Genomic DNA, 24,600 nt, shown 5'->3' with positions numbered 1-24,600 from the left:
GTGCCGGCCTATTGGGCGCCTTCGGGTCCCGTTCCTGTACGGGCTGGGTGAGTGCCTTCGGGCTGGTGGGTTGGCCGTGATCCGGCGCAGTGGCATGGCCTTGGGGCAGTGTCTTCTGTGCCGGCAGCGTGGTGGATGGTTCTTCCACAGCGGGTGGTCTGTTCACCGTGGAGTTATCCACAGCTTGCACATCTGTTGCGCGTTTATCCACAGGATGCGTTTCCGTGGCGGGCGAACTCGCAGTCGATTTGTTCTCCGTTGGGCTGTGTGCGGCACTCCGATCCACAGCCGGAGTACCCACAGCGCCGGTTTCCACAGGGCTGCTTTCCACAGGCTGCGTCAGCAGCGTGGCCACGGGGATTTCGATGGCTAGCGTCTTCGTCGGCGGGACCTGGATGGCAAGGGCCGACAGCGCCCCGGGAAGTGGGGTGGCAGGGATGTACACGAGCGGCTTCGCCGGGAGCGTTATCAGGGCGAGCGGTCGGAGCAACACGGGAATCGTGACGGGAACGGCCAGGAACGTGGTCGCCGGCTTGCGCACCATGGGTGCCGAAATCCATGTCGGTTCGGCGGAAGACAACGGTCGGCCAGGGCGCAGGAGACGGGCCAGAACGGCCCTCGACAGCCGGATGGTCTCGCTTCGTTCGCAGGTCACCTCTGCCAAAGGCCCGCGCACTTCCGCGTGACAGGACGTTCTCACTTCCACCGGGATATCTGCCATTTCTTCGTTCTAGCAGCTCAGAGGGCATTTACCTGACGTACCGAACGGTTGGTATGCTCGTGCCCTCAATCGAAGAGCCGGGAGGGCACTGTGGCGCGCTGGGGAATCACCATCCCGTTCGCGGGGAGCGGTCTCGATCGGGAGTTGATCGCCGAACTGCCTTCTCTCGGTTACACCGACGCGTGGTCGGCCGAGGTCAACGGCAACGACGGGTTCACTCCGCTGACTCTGGCCGCCGAGTGGGCTCCGGAGTTGCGGCTGGGCACGGCGATCGTGCCGGTCTCGACGCGTGGGCCGGGGCTGCTGGCCATGACGGCGGCGACGGTCGCCGATCGGGCGCCCGGGCGGTTCCTGCTCGGAATCGGCGCGTCCTCCCCCGCGATCGTCGAGCGGTGGAACGCCGGTGAGTTCGTGAAGCCGTTCGCCCGCACGCGTGACACCCTGCGGTTCCTGCGCAGGGCGCTCAACGGGGAGAAGGTCACCGAGGCCTACGAGACCTTCTCCGTGCAGGGGTTCAAGCTGGAGCAGGCGCCGAAGACGCCGCCGAAGATCGTGCTGGCCGCGCTTCGGCCGCGCATGCTGCGGCTCGCCGCCGATGAGGCCGATGGTGCGATCACCAACTGGTTGGCTCCGGGGGACGTACAGAAGGTTCGGGGCGAGATCCGCGACGAGACCGAGCTGATCGCGCGGCTCTTCATCATCGTCAGCGAGGACACCGACCGGGTCAGGGCCATCGGGCGGCGGATGATCGCCGGATATCTCACGGTGCCGGTGTACGCGGCGTTCCACGACTGGCTGGGCCGGGGTGAGGTGCTGCGGCCGATGCACGAGGCGTGGGCGGCCGGTGATCGGGCGGCGGCGTTGAAGGCCATTCCCGACGAGGTGGTCGACGATCTGATCATCCACGGTACGGCGGAGCAGTGCCGGGCGAGGGTGAACGAGTACGTTGAGAACGGCCTCACCACACCTGTTCTGGCCCCGCTCGACCTCGGTGACCAGCCGATGGACCAAACGGTAAGAAATCTGGCCCCTCAGTAACGGAACCAACGCCGCAAAGTCCTCCGTTATCGGGGCAAATGGCCGGGCAGGGAGGCTCTCATGGTCAAGGCACGACGGGCGGCGCAGGCGTACAAGGCCTACCAGGACATCTCCAGGCCCGGCAGCCCCGGGCTGGGCGCCCGCATCCGCGCCCTGCCCCGCATGCTGGCCGGCGCGTTGCGCGGCGACTACCGCGAATTCGGCAAGGGCAAGCTGGCCCTGATGGGCGCCGCGATCCTCTACATCCTCAGCCCGGTCGACGTCGTCCCGGAGGCGCTGTTCCTGGCGCTGGGCGTGGTCGACGACTTCGGTGTGTTCCTGTGGCTGGCGACGTCACTGCTGGGCGAAAGCGGGCGTTACGTGGACTGGGAGCGCCGCAACCTCGCCCTGACCCCCGAACCGAAGATCGACCCCCGCCACCGGGCCTAAGAGGCTCCATCCCTTCAGGCACCGGACCCGAACCCCGCAAGTCCACCGCAGGCCTCTCCGGCGCCGTAGGCCTTCGATGGCCTGGCAGAAGGCCAAACTCGGTCGTGAGGCCGGCCAGTCGTGGCTTGGCCGCGTCCGGGCCTGGACTGAGGAGCGCAGGAGAGCGAAGCGAACCGGAGCGACGAGGGAAGGCCCGGACTGAAGGCGGCCAAGCCCGCCGCGCCGGAGGCGCGGCCATCAAACAGGCGCGGCCATCAGACAGGCTCAGATCTCTTCCATGCGCAACCACGCCCGCGACGGCAGCGGATGTCCGAACAGCCGGGCCGCGTTCCCGTAAGCCACCCGCGCGATGTCCGCGGGCGGCAGGTTCCCCAGCCGCCTGGCCACCGATCGCTGGGTGTCGGGCCACGACGACTCCGCTCGCGGATATCCGCTCTCCAGCAGCACGTGTTCCATCCCCACGGCCATGCGCACCCCGCTGAGCGCGGTGTCGTCGAGGGTCCCGAAGAAGAAGTTGCGGCGCAGGACCTCGCTCGGCCGCAGGCCGCCGTCCCAGGCCGATTCGCTCGACACCGGGTGGTCGAGGGCGTAGTCGGCGCGTTCGGCCAGCATGGGGAGCCAGCCCACGCCGCCTTCGACGATGAGGATGCGGAGACCGGGGAAGCGCAGCGGGATGCCCGACCACAACCAGTCGGCGCAGGCGAACATCGCGGTCGACGGCATCAGGGTGGTGATCGCTTCGATGGGGGTGTCGGGAGAGGGCACGGGGGCCCACGACGAGGCGCCGGTGTGGAGGCAGACGACCGTGCCGGTCTCCTCGCAGGCGGCCAGGAACGGGTCCCAGTGGCCGCTGTGGATCGACGGGAGGCGCAGGCGGGTGGGGAACTCGGGGAAGACGACGGCCTTGAAGCCGCGGGCGGCGTTGGCCTTGATCTCCTTGGCGGCCACCTCGGGGTCGGGGAGCCAGGGGAGCTGGAGGGCGATCACGCGTTCGGGGTAGGTGCCGGCCCACACGTCGACGTGCCAGTCGTTCCAGGCCTTCACCAAGGCTAAGCCGAGGTCTTGGTCGCGGGTGCGGGCGAAGGCGACGCCCGCCTGGGTGGCCAGCATGCCGGGGAAGTTCAGGGCCGCCCAGATTCCGGCACGGTCCATATCCTCGATGCGCGCGTCGACGTCGTAGCAGCCGGGGCGCATGTCGTCGAAGCGGACCGGATCGAGGGTCCACGCCTCGCGGGGGCGGCCGGCGCCGACGTCGATGCCGGCGGCCGGGTAGGTCGCGCCGCCGTAGCGCCACACCTGGTGGCCGCTGTCGGTGTCGACGACCTTGGGGGCCGCGTCGTGGTATTTGGACGCGAGGCGGTTCTCGAAGAGATCGGGCGGCTCGATCACGTGATCATCGACTGAAATGATCACAAAATCCCGCCGCCTCGGCTCAGGGTCGGGAAGCAGCGGGGTACTCACAGCATTCAACGTTAGGGCCAAGGAATAACGCCAAACAAGCTGGCAGGTCTCCGGTTGGTATCCGTTCGTCACGTCACGGCGGGGCTCGTCGCCTCGGCCGCCCCACCATTATCAGTACTTTCCCGCCGGTCGTGAAGCTCTCGGCGGATCAGGAGGATCCAGCCGCCGATCGCCACCCCGATGAACAGCCACCACTGCACTCCGTAGGCCAGATTGAGCCCTCCGCCACCACCCGATTCCGGGGCGGGCACGGGTTCGGGGGCTTTTTCCGCGGTCGGCCGCTGTTCGATGAGATCGACGTATCCGCCGAAGAGGGGGGAGCCGACGAGGCCGGCGATGGGGCGGTCGTCGATCAGGAGGACCTGGCCCGCCGGGAGGCCCTTGCGGTCGATGATGCCGGTCGTCTCGGTGGTCTCGGCCGGGCGCAGACGGCCCGTCAGTGTCACCTCCCCGCCAGGGGGCGGCGGGACGTCGGGGAGGGTGTCGATGGTCGCGCCGGCCTTGACCCAGCCCCGGTTGACCAGCACGGCGCCGTCGGCGGTCTTGAGCGGGGTGAGGACGTAGAAGCCGACCTGGCTGTTCTGGGTGCGGCGGCGGACCAGCAGCTCGTGTGCGGTGTCGTAGGTGCCGGTGGCGGTGACCCTGCGGAACTTGTCCGACTCGGGTACGGCCCCGCCCACGCTCGTCAACGTCCCGACCGGCACCGGAGGCGCGGACAGGTTGGTGGCGTTGCGGTCTTCGGCGGCGGAGCGGTCTTCCCACCGGCCGAACTGCCACCGGCCGAGGAAGACGAAGGCCGGGATCACCAGCAGCACGACGACGTGAAGCGCCAGCCAGCGAGGGGTCAGCAGGAACCGGTACACGTCCTACAGACTAGGGACCCTATGCGGTGCCCTTGACCCGGGATCCCGGTCCGGGCAGCGCGACGGTCTCGCGGGGGCCGCCCACATGATGTCCTTCGGCGCAGCGCAGCTCCAGCGTGACCGGGGCGCCGCAGTCGCGGTGGGTGACCAGGAGCGAGGGGCCCTCGGGGTCGGCCAGGTAGCGGTCGCCCCAGTGGAGCAGGGCGACCAGGATCGGGAAGAGCTCGCGGCCCTTGTCGGTCAGCCGGTATTCGTCGCGCTGGCGCTGGCCGGGCTCCTGGTAGGGGACCTTGCGCAGGGTGCCCTCGTCGACGAGCCGGGCCAGGCGGGCGCTGAGCACCTGCCGGGGCGCGCCCGTGTTGGCCTGGATGTCGGCGAAGCGGCGGACGCCGGCGAAGGCCTCCCGCAGCACCAGGAAGGTCCACTTCTCGCCGAGCACCGAGAGGGTGCGTTCGATGGAGCAGTTGTCCAGCCGGAAGGCGCTTCGCGGCGGATCGGTCATGGCACGCATCGTAAATCATCACTTCCTCTTCGCATCTGAGTCTACTTGACATACTCAGCCTGGCAATAAACGCTGAGTCCATGCAGAGAACTCAGGTGGACATCCGCCCCGCGGGGCCGGATGACGCGGACGGGGTGCGGAAGTTCCTGCTCGACCTCTCGCTGCGCACGCAGACGCATCGTTTCTTCGCCGGGCTCACCCGGCCCACGAACACGCTCATCGGGGCCATGCTGGCCAGAGACGATCGCCGCGACGCCTTACTGGCCACCGCCGACTCCCGGGTGATCGGGCACGCGATGGCGTACCGGAAGGACGATGAGGCCGAGATCGCCGTCGTGGTGGCGGACGCCTGGCAGGGCCAGGGGATCGGTTCCTCGCTGATCAGGGAACTGCTCGGCCGCGCGACCGGGGTCCGGTGGCTGACCATGGACGTGATGGGGGAGAACCGGCGGGTGCTCGCCATGATCAACAAGGCCTGGCCGGAGGCCGAGATGGCCGTCGAACACGGGTCGGTTCAGGTCAGAGCGACCCTCGCATTTGCAGAACAAAGCTCTGTTAGGCCACCATTGATGGTGTGAAGAGCGCGAAGATCGGTCGAGACGGGCGGACCAGGATCATGGACGGCGCCCTGCGCCGGTTCAGCCAGGACGGCGTCTCCGCCACCACGCTCGCCAGCCTCCGTGAGGAGAGCGGCGTGAGCGTAGGTAGTTTCTATCACCATTTCGCCAGCAAAGAGCACGTGTTCGGGGTGCTCTACGCCGAAACGCTGGCGATGTACCAGGAAGCGTTCATCACCCGGCTGCTCGCCAACGACGACGCCCGCGCCGGGATCGAGGCGATCGTCGCCTTCCACATGGAGTGGTGCGGCGAACACCCGGAGCGGGCCCGGCTGCTGATCAGCGAACGGCCGCCCCGGCGCGAGGAGCCCGGCGGCGCCGAGGTCTCCGACTCGCGGCGCACCTTCTTCCGCCAGGTCGCCGACTGGTGGAAGCCCCACATGAAGTCGGGGCTGCTCAAGCCGGTCCAGTCGACCATGTGTTACGTGTTGTGGCTCGGCCCCGCCCAGGAGATGTGCCGCCTGTGGTTCGCCGGCGCCCACCAGCCGACCGACGAGGAGATCCGGTCGCTCGCCGAGGCCGCCTGGGCCAGCCTCAGCGGCTGAGCACCCGCCACGTCCGCTTGTCGAGGGAGATCTCCAGCCGCAGGCCAGGCACGGTATGAGCATGGCAAACTCCCCGATGAGGTTGTCCGGGTCATACGCCAGCCTGTTTGACGCGACTTGCGAAGCGCTCACGGCGCTAGATTGCTCTGTGTGGACGCACCATCTGACCTGCTCATACGGCTTAGCGACCGGTTCCGCGAGATCGGCTACACGATCGACGGCGTACGCGAGAGGCTCGGCGACACGGCGGCCTCGGCGCTGGCGCGTGAGGAGCTCGTCCCGGCGCTGCGCGTGACGCGTGACGGCGACTCGCTGGGCACCCTGATCCGCCTGTGGTGGCTGGGGGTGCCGGTCAGCACGGCCGCCGCCGATCTGCCGCTGCAGGAGTTGCTGCGCAGCGGGTTGCTGATCAAGGTGGGGGACACCGTCCAGGCCAACGTGCACATCCAGCCCTGGGAGACCGGCGGCTATGTGGTGTCCGACCGGAAGGTGCGGCCCGGCGACCCGGCGCTGCGGCGTGACCACGTGGTCGGGGCGGGCGGGGCGTCGGCGAACCTGGCGCAGCTCGTCTCGCGGGAGCCGGTCGACCGGGCGCTCGACCTCGGGACCGGCTGCGGGGTGCAGGTGCTCCACCTGGCCGACCGGGCGACCGAGATCACGGCGACCGACGTGAACGCCCGCGCGCTCCACCTCGCCCGGCTGAGCTGGGGGCTCTCCGGGGTGACCGGCGTCGAGACGCGCAAGGGCTCGATGTTCGAGCCGGTCGGCGGCGAGCGCTATGACCTGATCGTGTGCAATCCCCCGTTCGTGATCTCGCCGGCCGGGCGGCTGACCTACCGCGAGACCGGATACCGGGGCGACGAGTTCTGCCGCGACCTCGTCCGGCAGGCGCCCGCCCACCTGGCCGCCGGGGGCACCTGCCACCTGCTGGCCAACTGGCTCCACGTGCGCGGCGAAGACTGGCGCGACCGCGTCGGCGGCTGGATCTCCGCGACCGGCTGCGACGGCTGGGTGGTGCAGCGCGACGTCCAGGATCCGGCCGAGTATGTGGAGTTGTGGCTGCGCGACGCGGCCGAGCAGGGCACCCCGGTCTACCGCGACCGCTACGACGAGTGGCTGGAGTGGTTCGAGGAGCAGGAGGTCGAGGGCGTCGGGTTCGGCTGGATCACCCTCAACGACTCGGGTTCCCTCGATCCCGTCGTACGAATAGAGCAGCTCACCCACCAGGTCGAGCTCCCCGTGGGGGCCTACGTCGACCGGGTCCTCGACGCGATCACCGCCGCCCACCGGCTGAGCGACGACGAACTGCGGAACCTCCCGCTCACCCTTGCCGAGGGCGTGATCGAAGAACGGGTCGGCCCGCCCGGCGCCGACGACCCGTCGGTGATCAGGCTCCGCCAGACCCGGGGGCTGCGCCGGACGACCGACGTCGGCACCGTCGAGGCGGCGCTGGCGGGGGTCGTCGACGGCGAGCTGAAGACCGGCCCGCTGCTGGCCGCCATCGGCGAGCTCACCGGCAGGCCGGGCCTGGCCGACACCGAGAGCGTGCGCCGGCTGGTGGCCGAGGGGTTCTTCGCAATCGGGCGTTGATCGATCGTCAAACGCGGCGTAGGAGAGTGAAACCGGGCGGGGAACCCGGGGGTAGGGACCTCGCCCGGCCCGGCCGGTCGTTTTCAGAGAGGCGGCTGGCGATCACCGAGGCGCACCGTGTGGATCCCACCGGGCCCCCTAACGCGCCGGGTGAGAGCGGCGACCGGCCGGGCGTCCAGCTCCCGTACCGAAAGGAACCCCGGTGATCAACCACGTCCGGATGACCAGGCTCGATGACGAACTAGGTCTCGACGCGATCGGCGAGCAGCTTCCGGACGTCGTCCGCCTCGGCCGAACCGAGCCGGATGAACAGGTCGAGGGCCTTCTCTAGCGCGTCGCGGCTGCGCTTGCGGCTGCCGAGCCCGCGCAGCGCCTTGCCGAGCGCGGTCAGCGACTGGGCCTCCCCGTAGGGATGGGTGATCTCCCGGCTGACCTGGAGGGCCTGCTCGGCGTGCCGGGCGGCCTCCTGGAAACGTCCGGCCTTGGTGAGGGTGGTGGCGAGCCGGTTGCAGACGCGCTGTTCCCAGACCTTCTGGTTGCTGGCGCGGAAGAACTCCAGGCATTCGGCGTGGTGGACGACGGCCTCGTTCAGGCGGCCGACGTACGACAACACCACGCCCAGGTGGTAGCGGGCCCTGGCCACGCCGGGGCCGCTGCCGATCTCGCCGAAGATCTGCAGGCCCTGCTCCGAGACGGCGACCGCGTCGGCGGCCCGGCCGAGCAGCAGCAGGTCGCGGGCCGAGTAGCTGAGCACCAGCGCCTCCCCGGCCAGGTTGCCCAGCTCGCGGTAGACCTTGGTCGCCCGGCCGAACCAGTCGAGCGCCTCCGGGTGTCTGCCGAGCCGCCCGGTCACCACGCCGAGCGCGTTGTAGGTCTCCCCCAGCAGGGCGTGGTCGCCGGTGCGTTCGGCGATCCGCAGCGACTCCCGGAACACCTGCTCGGCCTCGGCCAGCCGGTTCACCCCGAACAACATCCGGCCGCGCACGTAGTGGGCGCGCAGCCGGGTCGGGTCGCCGCCGGCCTCGATGAGGGCACGGGTGCGCAGGTCGAACTCGCGGGCGAACGCGCCCGCCTCCAGCAGCGGTTCCATCGCGACCAGCAGGTCGGCGGCGGCGGGCAGGTCGGCGCGTATCCGCGAGGCGGGTTCCTGGTGCGAGCCGCGATCGGTCTCCGGCCGGCCGGGGCTCGCCTCTTCCGCGACCTGGCCGAGCAAGGCGAACAGGTCGTCGGCCTCGGCGGCCAGCCACGCCACCGACTCGTCGGCCGATCCGAACGTGTGGCCCCGGGCGCCGATGACCGTGAGGTTGTCGGCGACCTTGCTGCCCTCGTAGGCCAGCCGGTGGGCCGCGCGGGCCGAGCCGAGGTAGAAGCCGAGCAGCCGGCGCAGCGCCTGGTGGCGGGCCTCGGGGGTCTCGGCGTCTTCGGCCTGGCGGCGGGCGAACAGGCGCAGCAGGTCGTGGAAGCGGTAGCGGCCCGGCGCGGGCGCTTCGAGCAGGCTGACGTCGACCATCGACTCCAGCACGTCCTCGGTCTCGACCGGGCTCAGGTCGAGCACGGCCGCCGCGGCCGGGGTGGAGATGTCGGTGCCGTTGGGCAGCGACAGCAGCCGGAACGCGCGGGCCTGGCGGGGGTCGAGCTGGCCGTATCCGAGGGCGAAGGTCGCCGAGACGGCCAGGTTGCCGATCTTCAGCTCGTCGAGGCGGCGTCTCTCGTCGGCCAGCCGGGGGACGAGTGAGGCGACCGTCCACGACGGGCGGGAGGCGAGCCGGGCGGCCACGATCCGGACCGCCAGCGGCAGGAAACCGCAGGCGGCGACCACGTCCATGGCGGCGGCGCGTTCGGCGGCGACGCGTTCGGGACCGGCCACGGCCGAGAACAGCGCCAGCGCCTCGTCGGGCTCCATCACGTCGAGGTCGATCAGGCGGGCCGCCGGGAGGTCGGCCAGTTTGCCCCGGCTGGTGATGAGCGCGGCGCAGCCCGGGGCGCCCGGCAGCAGGTGTTCGACCTGGTCGGCGTCGCGCGCGTTGTCGAGCAGCACCAGCATGCGCCGGTCGCCCAGCAGCGAACGGAACAGCGCCGCGCGGTCGGCCAGGCCGTCGGGGATGACGTCGACCGGGATGCCGAGCGCGCGCAGGAACGCCGCGAGCGCGGTCTCGGGCGGTGTGGGTTCGCGGCCGTATCCGCGCAGGTCGGCGTAGAGCTGGCCGTCCGGGAAGGTGTCGTGCAGCAGGTGGGCGACGTGCACGGCCAGGGTGGTCTTGCCGACGCCGCCGATGCCGCAGATGGCCGCGATGGGCACGCCGTCGGCCACGCCGAGCTGGTTGAGCAGCCGGTTGACCAGGGCCTTGCGGCCGGTGAAGTCGGTTACGGCGGCGGGGAGCTGCGCGGGTTTCGGCATCTCGACGACGGGCTGGGATTCGGCGGGCTCGTCCGGTGGGAGCCGTAAAGAAGCCTGCGGCTTCACGAAGCTCAGCGTCGGGTCGGCGGCCAGCACGCGGCGGTGCAGGTCGGTGAGTTCGGCGCCCGGGTCGATGCCGAGTTCCTCGATGAGGGCGTTGCGGGTGTCGGTGAAGACGTTGAGCGCCTCGGCCTGCCGTCCGCAGCGGTAGTAGGCGAGCATGAGCTGGGCGCGCAGGCGTTCGCGCAGTGGGTGGTCGGCGGTCAGCACCATCAGCTCGGAGATGACCTCGGCGTGCCGGCCGAGTTCGAGGTCGAGGTCCATCAGCGTCTCGACGGCCGCGATGTGACGTTCCAGGAGCCGTTCGCGCTGCGACTCGGCGTAGGGGCCGACGGCGCCTCCGAGTGGTTCGCCGCTCCACCAGGTGAGGGCCTCGCGTAACGTCTCGGCGGCCCGGCTCGCGTCGCCCGCCTTGCGGGCCGACTCGCAGGCGTGCGCCGCCTTCTCGAACCGGGCCAGGTCGAAGGCGTCGTCGGGCAGCCTGAGCGCGTAACCCTTGCCGACCGAGGTGAGCAACTGCGGTGCGGTACGGGGCGAGCGGTCGGGCTCCAGCGCCGTGCGCAACCGTGAGACGTAGGTGCGCAGCGCGCCCAGTGCCCGGGGCGGCGCCTCCTCACCCCAGACGGCGTCGATGAGCTCGTTGGGGGTGACCGCGCGGCCCTCGCGCAGCAACAACATCGCCATGATGGACCGCTGCAGCGGAGTGCCGAGATCGAGCTCGGCGTCGTCTCGCCAGGCTCTGACGGGTCCAAGTACCGCGAAGCGCAGCTGACCTGCCATCAGAAGCCCTCTTTGTACCAATCGGAAGTTTCGCTCCGAATGATACGACGTCAGGTCGCTCGCAATGAGGTCTCAAGGACGGTGAAAGTCCCGTGCAGGCAGGGCGGCCTATCAATGAGCCGTACCCGGAAACGGGGATCGTCCTCAAAACCCTGGAGTATCCAATGCGCATCCGCAACGTGCTCGGCGCCGCCGCCACCGCCACCGCCCTCACCCTCGGCATGGGCCTGGTCGCCTCGGCCGCCAACGCCGCCCCCCTCTCGTCGAACGACTGGGACTACGACGACGACTGGGGCTACTACTACAGCAACAACGGCAAGGCCAAGGCCAAGGGCTGGATCGACGTCGACTACGACCACGAGGAGTCCAACACCGTCCGCATCGGCGGCAAGCTCTACGACCGCGACTACCGGACCGAGCACCAGGGCGGCAAGTGCGGCTACGTCGCCTTCCGCTACGTCTCCTGGGACGACGAGGAGGACGACTGGTCCTCCAGCTACAAGACCTACCGGCAGTGCGGCACCGACGGCTGGAAGAACATCAAGTTCACCCGCCACGACGTGGCCCAGGTCGAGGTGAAGGTCTGCCAGATCGGCCTCTACAGCAGCTACCCGACGAAGTGCGGCTCCTGGCACGAGATCTACAACGCGTGGGACGACGAGTTCGGCTACACCGTCTGATCTTCCACCGATCCATATGGATAGGGGACAATCGCTCCAAAGCGACTGGTGACACGTCACTTGGACAGCACTTCCGCAACAACGTGAGACGACAGCGGCCGGTGCGGGCGATGGTCACCCGGACACGCAGCGGCCCGCCCTCCGGCATGGGGGCGGGCCGCTCGTTCCGTTTCGGCTCGAAGGAATGGCTGGTCAGGCGGCGTGCGCGTAATCAAGACGCGCTTGGATCCGTTCTCGTACCGCCGGCCATTCAGAACGCAGGATCGAGTAGTACGCCGTATCTCGGACCGTGTTGTCGGCGCCTCGGCTGTCCGCTCGCCGCACACCGTCGAGGTGTGCGCCGAGGGCCTCGATGGCGGCCCGGGATCGGTGGTTGCGTACGTCTGCCTTGAGAGTTATCCGGTGGACCTGCCACGTCTCGAACGCGTGGGAGAGCAAGAGATACTTGGCCTCCCGGTTCACACCCGTGCCCTGGGCGGAGGCGCCCAGCCAGGTGTAACCGATGTCCGCGACCGACGGGACCTCGCCCACCACGCCTTTGGTGCCCGGCGGCCAGGGCATCGGGCCCTGCCAGTACTCCAGGTGCATCAGACGGGTGGCACCGACCACGCGGTCGGTGTGCAGCCACCGGATGGCGAAGGGCATCGTGCGGCCCTCCGCCTGCTCAGCCAGAGCGGCCTCGACGTACGAGACCATCTCCTCCCGGCCTGCGGGAACGCGCGTAAACGAGTACGTCGCGCGGTCCTCGCTCGCCGCGGCGACCAGGTCGTCGACGGCCGCGAGGGTGAGCGGTTCCAGGCGCACGAAGCGCCCGGACAGGGTGACAAAAGCGGGCATGAGCACATGATGGGGTCTGGACGACATGTCTGGTGCCAAATGACACACGACATCTTGTGGAACCCCAGGTTGAGCGCCCACCTTAGCTATAAAACCGCAGGTCAGAAGCGTTTCTCGACGGCCTCGGCACGGCCGCCGAGGGTAAAGATTCGACAAAGATCGTCAACGCGCCGGAGCGGGTGCCAGGAACATCCCCCTTCGTGCTCTCGACGGCTCCTTCGTGGCCAGTCCGCCGAGGGCTTCCTCCAGGTAGTCGAGCGATTCCGCCACCCACGGGAGCGACAGCGGATCCGATCCGTGCAACGCCGCGAGACGCTGTTCGGCGGTCTCGCCGTACAGCAGTGAGGTGGCCACGCGGACCCGCGCCGGACGCGGCTCGTCGCCGAACGCGGTGCCCGGCAGGACGCCGACGCCGTGGCGGTCGAGCAGGATCCGGGCCAGCTCGTCGGAGTTGTCGAAACCGGGCATCTGCGGATAGAGGTAGAAGCCGCCCTGCGGCAGGTCCACCTTCGCGCCCGCGCGCGCGAACCGGTCGGCGACCGCGCGGGCCACGGTGGCGTGCAGCCGCCGCGAGTCGTCGATACGTTCCACGATCTCCTCGGGCTCGGCGAACGCGTACGCGGCGGCGTGCTGCACCGGCGCGGCCGGGGCCGACCAGATCTCACTGGCCACCGCGAGCAGCCGCTGGCGCAGCGCCCACCCGCCGGGGGTGTGCGGCAGCCGGGCGACGCCGATCCGCCAGCCGCCCAGCGCGAGCGACTTGCTCAGGCCGCTGGTGATGACGGTGCGTTCGGGCGCCACGTCGGCCGGGCTCAGAAAAGGGGTGGCCTGCGGGTCGTGGACGAGGTCGCGGTAGATCTCGTCCGAGATGATCACCAGGTCGAGCTCGCGGGCGACCTCGGCCAGCCGACGTACCGTCTCCGGCCGGGCCAGGCGGCCGGTCGGGTTGTCCGGGAGCGTGATGAGCACCGAGCGGACCGTCCGGCCCTGCGCGCGGGCGTGCAGCACCGCCGACCTCACCTGGTCGGGGTCGGGCACGCCGCCCTCGCCGGCCGGGGTCGGCACCAGGATCGGGCGTACTCCCACGATCTCGGCCTGGGCGGCGTAACTCACCCAGCTCGGCATCGGCAGCACCATGTCTCCGGGAGACCTCCACTCTCCCGGGTCGGCACCGATGGCGACCAGCAGGCCGAACAGCAACGACTTGCTGCCCGGTCCGCAGACCACCAGGTCGGGGTCGGTCGGCAGGTCGCGCCGCGACCAGTAACCGGCCGCCGCCTCGCGCAGCGCGGCCAGACCCGCGACCTCGCCGTAGCCGTTGCTGGCCCCCGCGTCGGCGAGCCGGGCCAGCAGGGCGGGGTGTACGGGCAGCCCGGCCTCACCGAAAGCCAGATGAAGCACCCGTTCCCCGGACCTCCGTCTTCGGGCGATGTCTTCGTTTGCGGCCAGAGTCGGCGAAAGTGTGACGTGCATACTGTTTCCTCCTGAATGCTGTGGAACGTACCCACCTTGTGTGGGTACGGGCATCAGGACAAGCGAGGCTTTTCGGTGCCGGGCATAAGGAGATCCGATGCTGGATCTGCGGCGTTTGACGTTGTTCTGCGAGTTCGCCCGAAGGGGCAGTATCGCCGCCACGGCAGCGTCCCTCGGCTACAGCGCGTCGGCGGTATCGCAGCAGCTCGCGGCCCTGGAACGGGAGGCCGGCGCGGCCCTCATCGACCGGACCAGCCACAGCGCCGAGCTCACCGACGCGGGGCGGCGGCTGGTCGTGCACGCCGAACGCATCCTGGCGATGGTCGAGACGGCCGAGTCCGACCTGTCGGCACATGCTGGAACTCCAACCGGGCGGGTCATCATCACGGCGTTCCCGACCGCCGCCGTCGCCTTCGCGCCCGCGCTCGCCCAGTCGCTGCGGCGGCACAAGCAACTCGCCCTGCGGTTGTCGCAGAGCCGGTCGGGCCGGGGCATGCGCGAGGTGGAGTCGGGCGAGGCGGACATCGCGCTCGTGGACGACTGGTGGGGGCGGGTGCGGCGACGCGAGACGCTCACCGTGTTCCCGCTCCTGCGCGACCCGCTGGTCCTCGTGGTGCCGCGCAAACACCGGCTGGCCGACCTCGACGAGCCGGTCGACCCCGCCGAACTGCGCGACGAGGCGTGGATGGCCACCCCCGAGGGGGAACCGTCCCGCACCGCCGTCGACCGGCTGCTCACCGAGGTCGGCGGCGCGCCGCCCGTGGCCTGGGAGTTCGAGGGTCTCGGCACGATCCTGAGCCTGGTCGCAAAGGGGATCGGCATCGCCGCGGTGCCCGCCCTGTGCCTGGCCGCCGGGGTGCGGGGCGTGGTGGTGCGGGAGTTCCCCGGGGAACCCGTCGAGCGGGTCATCACCGCCGTGGCGCGCGAGTCATCGGTGCACCGGGCCTCGGTGGCCGCCTCCCTCCGAGCGCTGCACGTCGCCGCCCGCTATCTGGCCAGTGATCTCGGCTATCTGACCACCACGAACGGGTTCGCCGACTAGGTTTGGCCGGTGCCGTCGTACACACTCGAACGCCTGCTCACCACGGGAAGCAACAAGATCGTCGCCGGGGTCGACGAGGTCGGCCGGGGCGCCTGGGCCGGGCCGGTGTCGGTGTGCGCCGTGGTGACCGACTTCAGCGAACCGCCCGAGGGGCTGACCGACTCGAAGATGCTCGCGCCCGGTCGCCGCGAGGCGATGGTCCTGGAGCTCGAACAGTGGGTCGTCGGGTTCGGGCACGGCGAGGCGTCGGTCGAGGAGATCGACACCCTCGGGATGACCGAGGCGCTGCGGCGGGCCGCCCGGCGGGCGCTGGAGGCGCTGCCGGTGAAGCCCGACGTGGTGATCCTGGACGGGAAACACGATTACCTCGGTGCGCCGTGGCCGGTGCGCTGCGAGATCAAGGGCGACCTGAACTGCGTGTCGGTGGCGGCGGCCTCGGTGCTGGCCAAGGTGCGGCGCGACCTGTTCATGGCCACTCTCGAAGGCGCCGACCTCTACGGCTTCGCAGAGAACGCCGGCTATCCCGCGCCTGCCCACCAGGCCGCGCTCGCCGAACACGGGCCCGGCCCGCACCATCGACTCTCGTGGTCCTACCTCGACGACCTGCCGAAGTGGCTGCACCTGAAGCGTCACCGCGACCCGGCGGTCGGAGAGGGACAACTCAGCCTCGGGTTCTGAGCATCTCCTTCAGCTCGCCGATCTCCTTCAACGCCTCGCGGAGCAGCTTCTCGGTGTTGTCGCCGGTGTCGAATCTGCGCCCGAACCACGAGGCCAGCGTCGCCGTCACCACGCCCAGCAGCGCCACGCCGCCGAGCATCAGGACCGAGGCGATGATCCGGCCGTAGGCGGTGACGGGATAGGTGTCGCCGTAGCCGGTGGTCGTCATCGTCGTGACGGCCCACCACACGGCGTCGCCGAAGGTCAGGATGGTCGCGCCGGGTGCGTCGCGTTCGACGCGCAGGATCGCGAGGCTGCCGGCCAGGCCGAGCACGAGCGTGGTCGTGGCGGTGAAGGTCAGCACCTTGCGCTGGAAGCCGAGCCGCCGTTGCAGCATCCGCAGCGGCATCATCAGCGGCAGCATGATGACCAGCAGGTCGATGAGGTTGTTTTTGGCGAACGCCTTCTTGTCGCCGGCCCGCGCGAACCGGACGACGTATTCGGCCAGGAACACCAACCAGCAGCCGAGCTGGGCGATCCAGCAGGTCAGCTTCCAGGGGGAGGGCATCTGCGGGAAGAGGATCGGGGTCGCGTACGCGACCAGGAAGACGCCCGCGAAGACGAGCATTCGCCACTCGGCCTTCATGGCGGTCAAGTCTAGGCGGGCGCCCTCGGTTTGCCCTGCTCAACGCGCTACTAGCAGTCGACGAGCTCCGGCTGCTGGTTGAGGATCTGGGCGCGCGCGGTGGTGAAGTGGGCCAGTTCGGCGGTCGCCGACGGGTCGAACACGGCCACGCGGTGGCAGTTCTGGAACGCCAGCTTCACCTGGAAGTGGCGTTCCAGCGCGCCCCGCATGGCGTCACTGGCGAGGCAGCGCAGGAGCTGCCCCCGGGCCGCCTCGTCCGGCGGCGGGACCTGGTTGTCGGCGAAGATCGCGCCCGACTCGGTCCGAGTTCTGACCAGCTCGCTGATCAGCTCCCACGCGTACGGCAACGAGTCGCGGACGCAGGCCACGAAGGCCGCATCGTCCACATCACCGGCCCTGGCCTGGTCGAGCAGATCGTTCGGAACGGTCAGCGACATGAGGCTTTCTCCTCTCGGTTGGGGCGTTTACGACGTTATGCCAAGGCGACGCTCCCGAAAATAAAGCCGGGATCGATCTGGTCGGCCAGATCCTCGCCGGTCGCCCTGTTCGCCCAGGCGCGCGCGTTGCGCAAGTGGAACTCGTGCGCCTGACGGCCGAACTTCGCCCAGTCCTTCTCGGCCGCGTCGACTCGGTCGAGCAGGGTCTGGAGACCGGCGAGGTTCCCGGGCTCCAGGTCGTCGAGGGTGAAGGCTCGGCCCTGTTCCATGGCCCGTACGGCCGGGCTGTGGTCGAGGCAGGTGAGCAGGTCGGGGCCGACCTGGTCGAGCAGGAACGCGCGGTCGTCGGCGGTCTGGACCTTGTTGCCGACCACGGCGACGGTGACGTCGAACTCGGCGGCGTACTCCTGGTACTGCCGGTAGACGCTGACGCCCTGGCGGGTGGGCTCGACCACCAGGAAGGTGACGTCGAACCTGGTGAACAGGCCGCTGGCGAACGAGTCGGCGCCGGCGGTCATGTCGACCACGACGTATTCACCCGGGCCGTCGACCAGGTGGTTCAGGTAGAGCTCGACCGCGCCGACCTTCGAGTGGTAGCAGGCCACCCCGAGGTCGGTCTCGCTGAAGGGGCCGGTCGCCATCAGCCGCAGGCCCTCGACCTCGACCGACGGGAAGAACGGGTCGTCGAGGGTGAGCAGACGCGAGCCCCGGCCGGGCGGGGTCGTCTTCACCATGGCGGCGGCCGAGGGGATGCGCGGGTTGTCGCCGCGCAGGTGGTCTTTGATCTCGGTGAGCATGCCGCCGAGCGGGCGGGGCTGCTCCGCGCCGAGGACGAGCGCGAGATGCTGGTTGATGTCGGCGTCGATCGCCACGACCCGGGCGCGGGTGGCCACGTAGCGGGCGAACAGTGAGGAAAGGGTGGTCTTGCCGCTGCCGCCCTTGCCGACGAAGGCAACACGCACGGGTGGTCTCCCTGATCACGACGATGAAAATGATTGTCGTAATCAGTGTGCCATGGATCTTCAGGTCCGCGTGGGCGAGTAGGCCCGGAAGACCCGGAGCAATGTGGGCCGCATGCGCTCCCATTCGGTGGCGGTGGTCGTCCAGGTGAGAACCGTCGTGGTGGTTTCGGTGGAGATGACGCGCCGATATTGGTGGTACGTCTGCCCCTTCACCAGGTGTGTGTCTCGCGCGTTACGAACCTGGCGCCAGGTGAACTCCCAATCGGCGGCCGACCCCAGCCTCGACCCGACGGTCTTCAGGCGCAGTTTCGTGTACGCCTCCACGTTGGGATAGAGGAACGCCTCCGCCTCGTGGAGGGCGGCCAGCGGATCGGTGCCGACCTGGTTCGTCACCTCTATCGACAGGTGAGCGCGCTGACGGGGGTCGACCCACCAGACGGAGTACTCCCCGACGGTGCGCTTCCACGTGCGGGGCGCCATGGCGTGCCAGCCGGCCGGGGAGTCGTACGGGGCCAGCCGGAACCTCAGCGCCTCGACCGGCGAGGGCGACGGCGACGGGAGCACGACCGGCGCGGTGGTCGGATCGGTCGCGGCGGTGCGGGTGGTGATGACCGTCGACTCGGGACGTAACAGCGCCCATCCGCTGACCGCGCCCGCGATGACGACGACGGCCGTGCCGACCGCGATGAACCGCATCCGCCCGCCGCCCCGCACCGGCTTCGGCTCGGACGGGGCCGGCGGCGGTTCGAACGCCGCGAGCAGTTCGTCGGCGGCCTCGTGGGACGGACGCCGCTTGGGGTCGCGCGCCAGCAGCGCGGCGAGCACCGGCCGCAGCTCCTCCGGGGCGGCCGACACGTCGACGTCCTTCGCGGGGGTCCGCGGCTTCTCCTGCGGCGGCGCCGGGGGCTTCCCGGTGACCGCGAAATAGAGCGAGGCGCCCAGCGACCACAGGTCGGCGGTCTCCCTGACCGGCGCGTCGGGATCGGTCCGTTCCGGCGCCCGGAACGTGGCCGCCGAGCGCGCCGAACTCCACGACTCGCCGTGGGCGGGCGACCGTTCGCCCACCCGCTTGGCGAACACCGGGTCGGCCGCCACCGAGCCCACGCCGAAGTCGGCCAGCACCACCCGGCCGTCATGCCCGACCAGGATGTTCGCGGGCCGCACGTCGCCGTGCCGGACCCCGGCCGCGTGGGCCACCGTGAGGGCGGCGAGGGCGGTCCTGATGACGTACGCGGCCTTCGGCACCTCCAGCGGCCCGTCACTCGCCACGATCCCGTCGAGCGACCTGGACCGGGCCAGCTCCATGACGACGTACAGCGTGTCGTCTTCTTCGGCGACGTCGAAGACGGAGGCGATGCCGGGATGCCGCAGCCGCTCGGCCTGCCGCGACTCCCGCGCGATGCGCTGCTGCAACGCGGTCAGGCGGCTCTCCCGCAACCCGGCGGGGAGCAACACCTCGCGGACGGCCACCGGGCGGTCGAGCAGGTCGTCGTGGCCTTCCCAGACGATGCCCGTGTTGCCCTGGCCGAGCGCCCGGACGAGCCGGTAACGCTTGACTACGAGCTGCCCCGGACTTCCCATAAAGCCTGCCTCTGCACACCCGGGCCTCTATAGAAGTCGGAGTCTTCCATAACTAATGGGGCTTAGGTGAGGTATGTGTCACAGGGCCGGGAGAGACCCGCCGGCGAGGTGGGCCAGGGTCACTCCGCCGAGCACGCGGGCCTCGTTCTCGCGCAGCGCCGCCCAGACCTTCTCCAGCGGCTCGGAGGCGCCGAAGAACGCCTCGTTGTCCTGCGGCACTCCCTCGATCACCACGATGACCTCGGCGAGCGTGATCTGATCGGCCGGACGGGCGAGCCAGTAGCCGCCGTCGGGGCCGCGCTGACTGTGGATCAGTCCCGCGCGGCGCAGTTGCAGCAGGATGTTGTCCAGGAAACGGCGCGGGATGCGCTGGGCGGCCGAGATGCGTTCGGCCGGGACGGGCCCCGGAGGGGCGGCCGCGAGTTCGGCCGCCGCCCGGAGCGCGTAATGGGTGCGTGCCGACAGGCGCATGCCTGTCAGCCGATCCGCTGGTCCAGCCCCCAGCGGCGACGCAGCGCGTTGTCCGCCGCGCCGAAGAGCACGTCGACCACGATGCCGATGAGCAGAATGACGATCATCGTGGCCAGCAGGCGGGCCGAGTCGGCCAGCTCTCGGGCGTAGTGGAGCTGCTCGCCCAGTGAGGGCTGGTTGGCGATGATCACCAGGATCTCGCCCGCCATCAGCGACCGCCACGCGAACGCCCAGCCCTGCTTCAGCCCCGCCAGGAACGACGGCAACGAGGCGGGCAGGATCAGGTGCCGATAGAGGGAGATCCGCCGCAGCCCCAGCACGTGACCGGCTCTGAGCAGGATCGGCGGCGTGTAGTCGACGCCGGTGATGAGGCCGTTGGCGATCGACGGCGCCGCGCCGAGCACGACCACGAAGGTGATCGCGTTCTCGGTGAGGCCGAACAGTAGGATGGCGAGCGGGAACCAGGCGATCGACGGCATGGTCTGGAGACCGGTGATCAGCGACCCGAACGCCGCCCGGAGCAGCTTGACCCGGGAGACGGCCGCGCCGATGACGACGCCGACGAGGATGGCCAGCAGGAAACCCGAGACCGCCCGGCGCATCGTGGTGGCGACGGCGTGCCAGAACTCGCCCTCGCCCAGGCGGGTCCCGAGCTCGCCGAGGGCGGTGACCGGTCCGGCGAAGACGTATTCGGGCCAGAACTCGGCCAGGACGACCGCTTCCCAGATGACCAGCACGATCGAGACGGCCAGCAGCATGGGCCACAGGCGGCCCCAGATCGCCGCCGGGATGTTGCGCCTGGCCTTGACCTGGATCTCCAGCGCGTCGAGCCCGGCGATCTGATCGCGTGTCTCAACGGCCATGGCGGCTGACCTCCTCCTTGAGCCGGACCGTGATCTCTCCGGCGAGCTTGGCGACCTCGGCCGACTCCGTGCGGCGCGGGCGTTCGAGCTCCACCGCGTAGTCCTCGATGACGGTCCCCGGGCGGCTGGACAGGAGAACCACCCGGTCGCCGAGGCGGACCGCCTCGCGCACGTTGTGGGTGACGAACAGGATCGCGAGGTTGCGCTCGCGCCAGATGCGCTCCAGTTCGTCGTGGAGGAGGTCGCGGGTCATCGCGTCGAGGGCGCCGAACGGTTCGTCCATCAGCAGGACGTCGGCCTCCTGGGCGAGCGCGCGGGCGAGGGAGACACGCTGGCGCATGCCGCCGGACAACTCGTGGGGGCGCTTCTTGGCGAAGCCGCCGAGGTGGACGACGTCGAGGAGCTCGGCCGCCCGCTCCCTGCGCTTCCTGCGGTCGAGCTTGCGCAGGGCGAGCTCGACGTTGCCCGTGACGGTCAGCCACGGGAACAGGGCCGGTTCCTGGAACATCATGGCGATCTGCCTGCCGCCGGTCTCGATGGTCCCGGCGGTCGGCCGGTCGAGACCCGCGACGAGGTTGAGCATGGTGCTCTTGCCGCACCCCGACGCGCCGAGGAGACAGACGAACTCGCCCTGCGCCGCCGTCAGGGAGACCTGGTCGAGGGCGAGCAGGCTGGTCGTGCCCCGGCCGTAGACCTTGGAGACGGCGTCCAGCCGGACGGCGGGCACGGGGCCCTCCGTCCGGCCGTGGCCGAGCTCCTGGATAGGAGCTGTCACTTGTCGCTCACCGCCGTCTCGCCCTTGGCGGCCAGGATCCCGTTGAGCGTGGTCAGGTCGTAGATGCCGTTGAGGTCGATCGGCTTCAGCAGGCCGACCTTGATGGCGTGGTCGGCGCTGCCGACCAGCGAGGAGGCGATCGGGTCGTTGGTGAACGTGATGTTCTTCAGCGCCGCGTCGAGCACCTCGGGCTTGAGCGGCTTGCCGGTCAGCTTCTCAAGCTGGGCGTTGACCGCCGTGGCCGCGCCGGCCGGGTCGGAGTTGATGAAGGCGGTCGACTCGACGTGGCCCTCGATCAGCTTCTTGACCAGGTCGGGGTGCTCCTTGGCCCACTCCTGCCGGACGATCAGGTGGGTGATCACGAACTGCTTGTTCGGCCACAGGTCGCGCTCGTCGATCAGGACCTTGCCGCCGCTCTCCTGGATCAGGCGGCTGGCGAAGGGCTCGGGCACCCACGCGCCGTCGATGTCGCCGGTGGCGAAGGTCTGCAGGGTCAGCGAGTTCTCCTGCGGCACGATCGACACCTCGCCGCCACCCTTGGTGTCGGTCTTGATGCCCTTCTCGTCCAGGTAGTAGCGCAGGGCGACGTCCTGGGTGTTGCCGAGCTGCGGGGTGGCGACCTTCTTGCCCTTGAGGTCCTCGATGCTGTTGATCTCGGGCTTCACGACCAGGTAGACGCCCCCCGACGCCGCCCCCGCCACGATCTTGATCGCCTGGCCCTTCGACTTCTCCCACGCGTTGATCGCGGGGTTCGGGCCGATGTAGGTCGCGTCGATGGCCCCCGAGAAGACCGCCTCGATGGCGGCGGGACCGGCGTTGAAGGTGCTCGTCTTGAGGGTGACGTCGTCGCCCAGAGCCTTGGTGAAGTAGCCCTTCTCGACGCCGACGAGGGCGGTCGAGTGGGTGATGTTGGGGAAGAACCCGAGCCGGAGCTCGCTCTTCTCCGCAGGTGCCCCGCCGGCGGGAGCGGAGGCGCCCCCTTCGGCGGTCGTACCGCCCCCGCCGCAGGCGGCCGCGAGCGAGGTGACCATCACCGCGGCCAGCGCGGCGACGACCCCGCGAACCCTGCGAGCCTTCATACGCTTCTCCCTGATTCCTACTAAATAAGTCGGGTTAGGGAGTATTAAAGAGCGATCCAAGATTCCCGTCAAGCCCGGTAGGTTTTTGGACATGCAATGAACGTCTAGGAGATGTCTATATACTTCTCCTAAACACGAAGGGATGATGTGTGCGCCTTATAAGCTTTCAGGACACCGTTGGATCGGAGGTGAGGGGCGTGACCGTCGCTTACGACGGGCAGGACTACGCGTTCGATCGTGGCCCCTACGAGATCGCGGATCTGGATCGCATGCCGAGGGACGCGCGCTACGAGCTCCTCAAGGGATGGATCCTGATGTCGCCCTGGCCGATCGTGCCCCACGAGACCGTGGCGGAAAATCTCCGGGACCTCCTGAGATCTGCCATCAAAATCGCCAATGCCGATCTCATCGTCCGCGGACCGACCGACGTCCTCACCGAGCACGGCCTTCTCGTACCTGACGTCGCGGTAATCGATCAGACAGCCGTCGAGCGGTCGACTCGACAGATGGAACGAGGCCACGAAGCGCGTGACGTGAGACTGGTCGTAGAGATCGTTTCGCGGGGTAGTGGTAGCGAACGTACCGATTGGTACGAGAAGTTCGACGAGTATGCCGCTTCGGGGATTCCCGAATACTGGATCGTCGAGTTCGAGCCGGCGTTGTGCATCACTCGCAACAAGCTCGCGTCCGGACATCGCACCTATGAGCGGGTGGAAAGGGTCTTTGCTCGGCATCTGTTCGAATCAGAAGCGCCGGTTCCAATCGAGTTCGACCCCGCTGTCCTTTTCGAGGTCAAGTGCTAGGAACATGACCTGTCCAGGTCGACCGGTTTGTCGGCCTTCGGCTTCGCGGCCGGGGTCGCCGCAACCGGGCGGGTGTGTTCGCCCAGCGCCTCGGCGACCTTCTCCTTGATCAGGTCCCAATCCGGGTTTCCGGTCCGGATCAGCGGCGGCACGAACTGGAGGCTGGTGATGTCGGCCTCCTTGACCTTCGGGGCCAGGTCGATTAGATCGGGCACCAGGCTTCGCGGGATGTCGGTCGAGACGTAGCGCTTGGTCACGTCCGCGATGCGTTCGAAGCCGCGCAGCACCTTCAGCGGGTCGGCCTGGTCGGCCACCGCGTTCAGCAGGCACTTCTGCCGGCCCATGCGCTGGTAGTCGTCGCTGTCGGTGCGGGAGCGGCCGAACCACAGGGCCTCGGTGCCGTTCAGACGCCGGGTGCCGGCCTTGATGAGGCCCTCGCGATAGGCGCCGAACACGATGTCGTGCCGCACCGTCACGGTGACGCCGCCCATGGCGTTGATGATCTGGGCGAAGCCGCGCATGTCCACCATCGCGTAGTAGTCGACGTCGAGGCCGAGGATGTCGCCGACCGTCGACTTCAGCAGGTCGGCGCCGGACTCTTCGTGGTCTTCGCCCCATTGGAAGACCTCGTTCAGCAACGCGGCCGGGGGGAAGCCCTCGACCGGCACGTTCTGCAGGTTGCGCGGCAGGGAGAACAGGACCGACTCTCCCGTGCGGGTGTCGACCGAGGCCACCGTCATGCTGTCGGTCCGGGCGCCGGGCCGGTTCTCGGCCGCGTCGGCGCCGACGAGCAGGATGTTCAGGCGTTCGCGGCCCGCCCAGGGGTCGGCCGCCACGGGGGCCGCGACCTCGGGGGCCGGGTCGTCGGCGGCGAAGGCCGTGCTGACCACCTCGTTCGACACGTACGCCAGCCGCGCCGCGTAGCCCAGCGGCGCGGCCACCAGCACGCAGAGCCCGGCGACGGCGAGCAGGGGAAGGCCGAAGCGCACCCGCCGGGGGCGGATCACCAGCCACGACCAGACGATGACGCCCACCCACACGACGGCCAGCACGACCCCGGCGTCGACGACCACGTCGAGCCGCCGCAGCGGCAGCGTCGGCGCGTTGCCGAGGACGGTCACCGCGGCCGACAACAGGACCAGCCACCCGGCCGCGAGGGTCAGGCCGGTGCGGGTCCGGCCGGTCCAGATGTGCGCGACGCCCCACAGAATCGTCGAAGCGAGCGTCAGGGCCAACGCCCTGCGCAGGCTCCGGTTTTCGCGCATGACGTCCCGTATGCCCTGTTCCATC

24 protein-coding genes are annotated in these 24,600 nt (G+C 69.5%); 9 read left to right on the top strand and 15 right to left on the bottom strand.

Features of this window, described 5'->3' with window-relative positions:
• The first annotated feature begins 811 nt into the window (after positions 1-811).
• Both AW273_RS08260 and AW273_RS08255 read left to right on the top strand, forming a co-directional pair.
• A complete protein-coding gene (locus tag AW273_RS08260) occupies positions 812-1,759 on the top strand; it encodes an LLM class F420-dependent oxidoreductase (protein WP_062346879.1) in 948 nt (315 codons plus the stop codon).
• A gap of 60 nt (positions 1,760-1,819) precedes the next feature.
• A complete protein-coding gene (locus AW273_RS08255) occupies positions 1,820-2,188 on the top strand; it encodes a YkvA family protein (protein ID WP_062346877.1) in 369 nt (122 codons plus the stop codon).
• Positions 2,189-2,452: 264 nt separating this feature from the next.
• Here AW273_RS08255 and AW273_RS08250 read toward each other — a convergent pair whose 3' ends face one another.
• The 3 genes from AW273_RS08250 to AW273_RS08240 all read right to left on the bottom strand — a co-directional run bounded on the left by AW273_RS08250 (position 2,453) and on the right by AW273_RS08240 (position 5,014).
• Positions 2,453-3,577 (bottom strand): amidohydrolase family protein, encoded by a 1,125-nt coding sequence (locus AW273_RS08250; RefSeq protein WP_232327186.1) that lies wholly within the window; start codon positions 3,575-3,577, stop codon positions 2,453-2,455.
• A gap of 140 nt (positions 3,578-3,717) precedes the next feature.
• Positions 3,718-4,512 carry an SURF1 family cytochrome oxidase biogenesis protein gene (locus AW273_RS08245; RefSeq protein ID WP_062346875.1) on the bottom strand — a complete coding sequence of 265 codons (795 nt, stop codon included), beginning with the start codon at positions 4,510-4,512 and terminating at the stop codon, positions 3,718-3,720.
• A gap of 19 nt (positions 4,513-4,531) precedes the next feature.
• Complete coding sequence (locus AW273_RS08240; RefSeq protein WP_062346873.1) at positions 4,532-5,014, bottom strand: winged helix-turn-helix transcriptional regulator; 483 nt, start codon at positions 5,012-5,014, stop codon at positions 4,532-4,534.
• 80 nt (positions 5,015-5,094) lie between these two features.
• Between AW273_RS08240 and AW273_RS08235 the strand changes: the two genes are divergently transcribed.
• From AW273_RS08235 to AW273_RS08225, 3 genes are all read left to right on the top strand, one after another.
• Entirely contained in the window at positions 5,095-5,592 is a 498-nt protein-coding gene (locus tag AW273_RS08235; RefSeq protein ID WP_062346869.1) for a GNAT family N-acetyltransferase, read from the top strand.
• Positions 5,589-6,176: a TetR/AcrR family transcriptional regulator gene (locus AW273_RS08230; RefSeq protein WP_062346867.1), complete on the top strand. Its 588-nt coding sequence runs from the start codon at positions 5,589-5,591 to the stop codon at positions 6,174-6,176. Before AW273_RS08235 ends, AW273_RS08230 begins: the two co-directional genes overlap by 4 nt.
• Before the next feature lie 150 nt (positions 6,177-6,326).
• Positions 6,327-7,766 (top strand): N5-glutamine methyltransferase family protein, encoded by a 1,440-nt coding sequence (locus tag AW273_RS08225; RefSeq protein ID WP_083949607.1) that lies wholly within the window; start codon positions 6,327-6,329, stop codon positions 7,764-7,766.
• A 241-nt stretch (positions 7,767-8,007) separates the two neighbouring features.
• Here the strand turns inward: AW273_RS08225 and AW273_RS08220 are convergent, their stop codons facing one another.
• A complete protein-coding gene (locus tag AW273_RS08220; RefSeq protein WP_062346864.1) occupies positions 8,008-11,004 on the bottom strand; it encodes an AfsR/SARP family transcriptional regulator in 2,997 nt (998 codons plus the stop codon).
• A gap of 164 nt (positions 11,005-11,168) precedes the next feature.
• Here AW273_RS08220 and AW273_RS08215 point away from each other — a divergent pair, with 164 nt between their 5' ends.
• Complete coding sequence (locus AW273_RS08215; RefSeq protein WP_062346863.1) at positions 11,169-11,684, top strand: hypothetical protein; 516 nt, start codon at positions 11,169-11,171, stop codon at positions 11,682-11,684.
• 192 nt (positions 11,685-11,876) lie between these two features.
• On the opposite strand, the gene AW273_RS08210 is transcribed toward AW273_RS08215, so the two are convergent.
• Positions 11,877-12,521 (bottom strand): GNAT family N-acetyltransferase, encoded by a 645-nt coding sequence (locus tag AW273_RS08210; RefSeq protein ID WP_062347361.1) that lies wholly within the window; start codon positions 12,519-12,521, stop codon positions 11,877-11,879.
• A 162-nt stretch (positions 12,522-12,683) separates the two neighbouring features.
• Positions 12,684-13,994 carry a pyridoxal phosphate-dependent aminotransferase gene (locus AW273_RS08205; protein WP_062346862.1) on the bottom strand — a complete coding sequence of 437 codons (1,311 nt, stop codon included), beginning with the start codon at positions 13,992-13,994 and terminating at the stop codon, positions 12,684-12,686.
• A gap of 97 nt (positions 13,995-14,091) precedes the next feature.
• Between AW273_RS08205 and AW273_RS08200 the strand changes: the two genes are divergently transcribed.
• Positions 14,092-15,036, top strand: coding sequence for a LysR family transcriptional regulator (locus AW273_RS08200; protein ID WP_062346861.1), 945 nt, complete (start codon positions 14,092-14,094; stop codon positions 15,034-15,036).
• 9 nt (positions 15,037-15,045) lie between these two features.
• Positions 15,046-15,714 (top strand): ribonuclease HII, encoded by a 669-nt coding sequence (gene rnhB, locus AW273_RS08195; RefSeq protein WP_062346860.1) that lies wholly within the window; start codon positions 15,046-15,048, stop codon positions 15,712-15,714.
• On the opposite strand, the gene AW273_RS08190 is transcribed toward rnhB, so the two are convergent.
• From AW273_RS08190 to AW273_RS08155, 8 genes are all read right to left on the bottom strand, one after another.
• Positions 15,698-16,339: a potassium channel family protein gene (locus AW273_RS08190; protein ID WP_157555642.1), complete on the bottom strand. Its 642-nt coding sequence runs from the start codon at positions 16,337-16,339 to the stop codon at positions 15,698-15,700. The two genes, rnhB and AW273_RS08190, sit on opposite strands and share 17 nt — an antisense overlap.
• Positions 16,340-16,389: 50 nt before the next feature.
• Positions 16,390-16,776 (bottom strand): SCO5389 family protein, encoded by a 387-nt coding sequence (locus AW273_RS08185; protein WP_062346857.1) that lies wholly within the window; start codon positions 16,774-16,776, stop codon positions 16,390-16,392.
• Between the two features lie 35 nt (positions 16,777-16,811).
• Complete coding sequence (locus AW273_RS08180) at positions 16,812-17,738, bottom strand: ATP-binding protein (RefSeq protein WP_062346856.1); 927 nt, start codon at positions 17,736-17,738, stop codon at positions 16,812-16,814.
• Positions 17,739-17,798: 60 nt separating this feature from the next.
• A complete protein-coding gene (locus AW273_RS08175; RefSeq protein ID WP_062346854.1) occupies positions 17,799-19,319 on the bottom strand; it encodes a serine/threonine-protein kinase in 1,521 nt (506 codons plus the stop codon).
• 78 nt (positions 19,320-19,397) lie between these two features.
• Entirely contained in the window at positions 19,398-19,790 is a 393-nt protein-coding gene (locus tag AW273_RS08170) for an RrF2 family transcriptional regulator (RefSeq protein ID WP_062346852.1), read from the bottom strand.
• A gap of 5 nt (positions 19,791-19,795) precedes the next feature.
• The gene (locus AW273_RS08165) at positions 19,796-20,653 is read right to left on the bottom strand and encodes an ABC transporter permease (RefSeq protein WP_062346851.1); all 858 of its coding nucleotides are present in this window, start codon (positions 20,651-20,653) and stop codon (positions 19,796-19,798) included.
• A complete protein-coding gene (locus AW273_RS08160) occupies positions 20,643-21,428 on the bottom strand; it encodes an ABC transporter ATP-binding protein (protein WP_062346849.1) in 786 nt (261 codons plus the stop codon). Before AW273_RS08160 ends, AW273_RS08165 begins: the two co-directional genes overlap by 11 nt.
• Positions 21,425-22,507, bottom strand: a complete 1,083-nt coding sequence (locus tag AW273_RS08155; RefSeq protein ID WP_062346847.1) for an ABC transporter substrate-binding protein — start codon at positions 22,505-22,507, stop codon at positions 21,425-21,427. The genes AW273_RS08160 and AW273_RS08155 overlap by 4 nt, the downstream gene beginning before the upstream one ends.
• Positions 22,508-22,704: 197 nt before the next feature.
• Here AW273_RS08155 and AW273_RS08150 point away from each other — a divergent pair, with 197 nt between their 5' ends.
• A complete protein-coding gene (locus tag AW273_RS08150) occupies positions 22,705-23,310 on the top strand; it encodes a Uma2 family endonuclease (RefSeq protein ID WP_157555641.1) in 606 nt (201 codons plus the stop codon).
• On the opposite strand, the gene AW273_RS08145 is transcribed toward AW273_RS08150, so the two are convergent.
• The gene (locus tag AW273_RS08145) at positions 23,307-24,575 is read right to left on the bottom strand and encodes an LCP family protein (RefSeq protein ID WP_062347359.1); all 1,269 of its coding nucleotides are present in this window, start codon (positions 24,573-24,575) and stop codon (positions 23,307-23,309) included. The two genes, AW273_RS08150 and AW273_RS08145, sit on opposite strands and share 4 nt — an antisense overlap.
• Between the last annotated feature and the right edge of the window lie 25 nt (positions 24,576-24,600).

Origin of the sequence: Herbidospora yilanensis, assembly GCF_001570565.1 — a bacterium.
Classification (GTDB): domain Bacteria; phylum Actinomycetota; class Actinomycetes; order Streptosporangiales; family Streptosporangiaceae; genus Herbidospora; species Herbidospora yilanensis.
Note: the sequence above shows the minus strand (reverse complement) of the source record. Positions and strands in the feature narration are given on the sequence as shown.

Bases quoted from the DNA above. Each gene is read 5' to 3' on its own strand.
- AW273_RS08200 (WP_062346861.1), top strand. From the start codon at position 14,092: ATGCTGGATCTGCGGCGTTTGACGTTGTTCTGCGAGTTCGCCCGAAGG.
- AW273_RS08235 (WP_062346869.1), top strand. From the start codon at position 5,095: ATGCAGAGAACTCAGGTGGACATCCGCCCCGCGGGGCCGGATGACGCG.
- AW273_RS08240 (WP_062346873.1), bottom strand. From the start codon at position 5,014: ATGACCGATCCGCCGCGAAGCGCCTTCCGGCTGGACAACTGCTCCATC.
- AW273_RS08255 (WP_062346877.1), top strand. From the start codon at position 1,820: ATGGTCAAGGCACGACGGGCGGCGCAGGCGTACAAGGCCTACCAGGAC.
- AW273_RS08185 (WP_062346857.1), bottom strand. From the start codon at position 16,776: ATGTCGCTGACCGTTCCGAACGATCTGCTCGACCAGGCCAGGGCCGGT.
- AW273_RS08205 (WP_062346862.1), bottom strand. From the start codon at position 13,994: ATGCACGTCACACTTTCGCCGACTCTGGCCGCAAACGAAGACATCGCC.
- AW273_RS08165 (WP_062346851.1), bottom strand. From the start codon at position 20,653: ATGGCCGTTGAGACACGCGATCAGATCGCCGGGCTCGACGCGCTGGAG.
- AW273_RS08145 (WP_062347359.1), bottom strand. From the start codon at position 24,575: ATGCGCGAAAACCGGAGCCTGCGCAGGGCGTTGGCCCTGACGCTCGCT.
- AW273_RS08170 (WP_062346852.1), bottom strand. From the start codon at position 19,790: ATGCGCCTGTCGGCACGCACCCATTACGCGCTCCGGGCGGCGGCCGAA.
- AW273_RS08190 (WP_157555642.1), bottom strand. From the start codon at position 16,339: ATGAAGGCCGAGTGGCGAATGCTCGTCTTCGCGGGCGTCTTCCTGGTC.
- AW273_RS08155 (WP_062346847.1), bottom strand. From the start codon at position 22,507: ATGAAGGCTCGCAGGGTTCGCGGGGTCGTCGCCGCGCTGGCCGCGGTG.
- AW273_RS08220 (WP_062346864.1), bottom strand. From the start codon at position 11,004: ATGGCAGGTCAGCTGCGCTTCGCGGTACTTGGACCCGTCAGAGCCTGG.
- AW273_RS08210 (WP_062347361.1), bottom strand. From the start codon at position 12,521: ATGCCCGCTTTTGTCACCCTGTCCGGGCGCTTCGTGCGCCTGGAACCG.
- AW273_RS08175 (WP_062346854.1), bottom strand. From the start codon at position 19,319: ATGGGAAGTCCGGGGCAGCTCGTAGTCAAGCGTTACCGGCTCGTCCGG.
- AW273_RS08215 (WP_062346863.1), top strand. From the start codon at position 11,169: ATGCGCATCCGCAACGTGCTCGGCGCCGCCGCCACCGCCACCGCCCTC.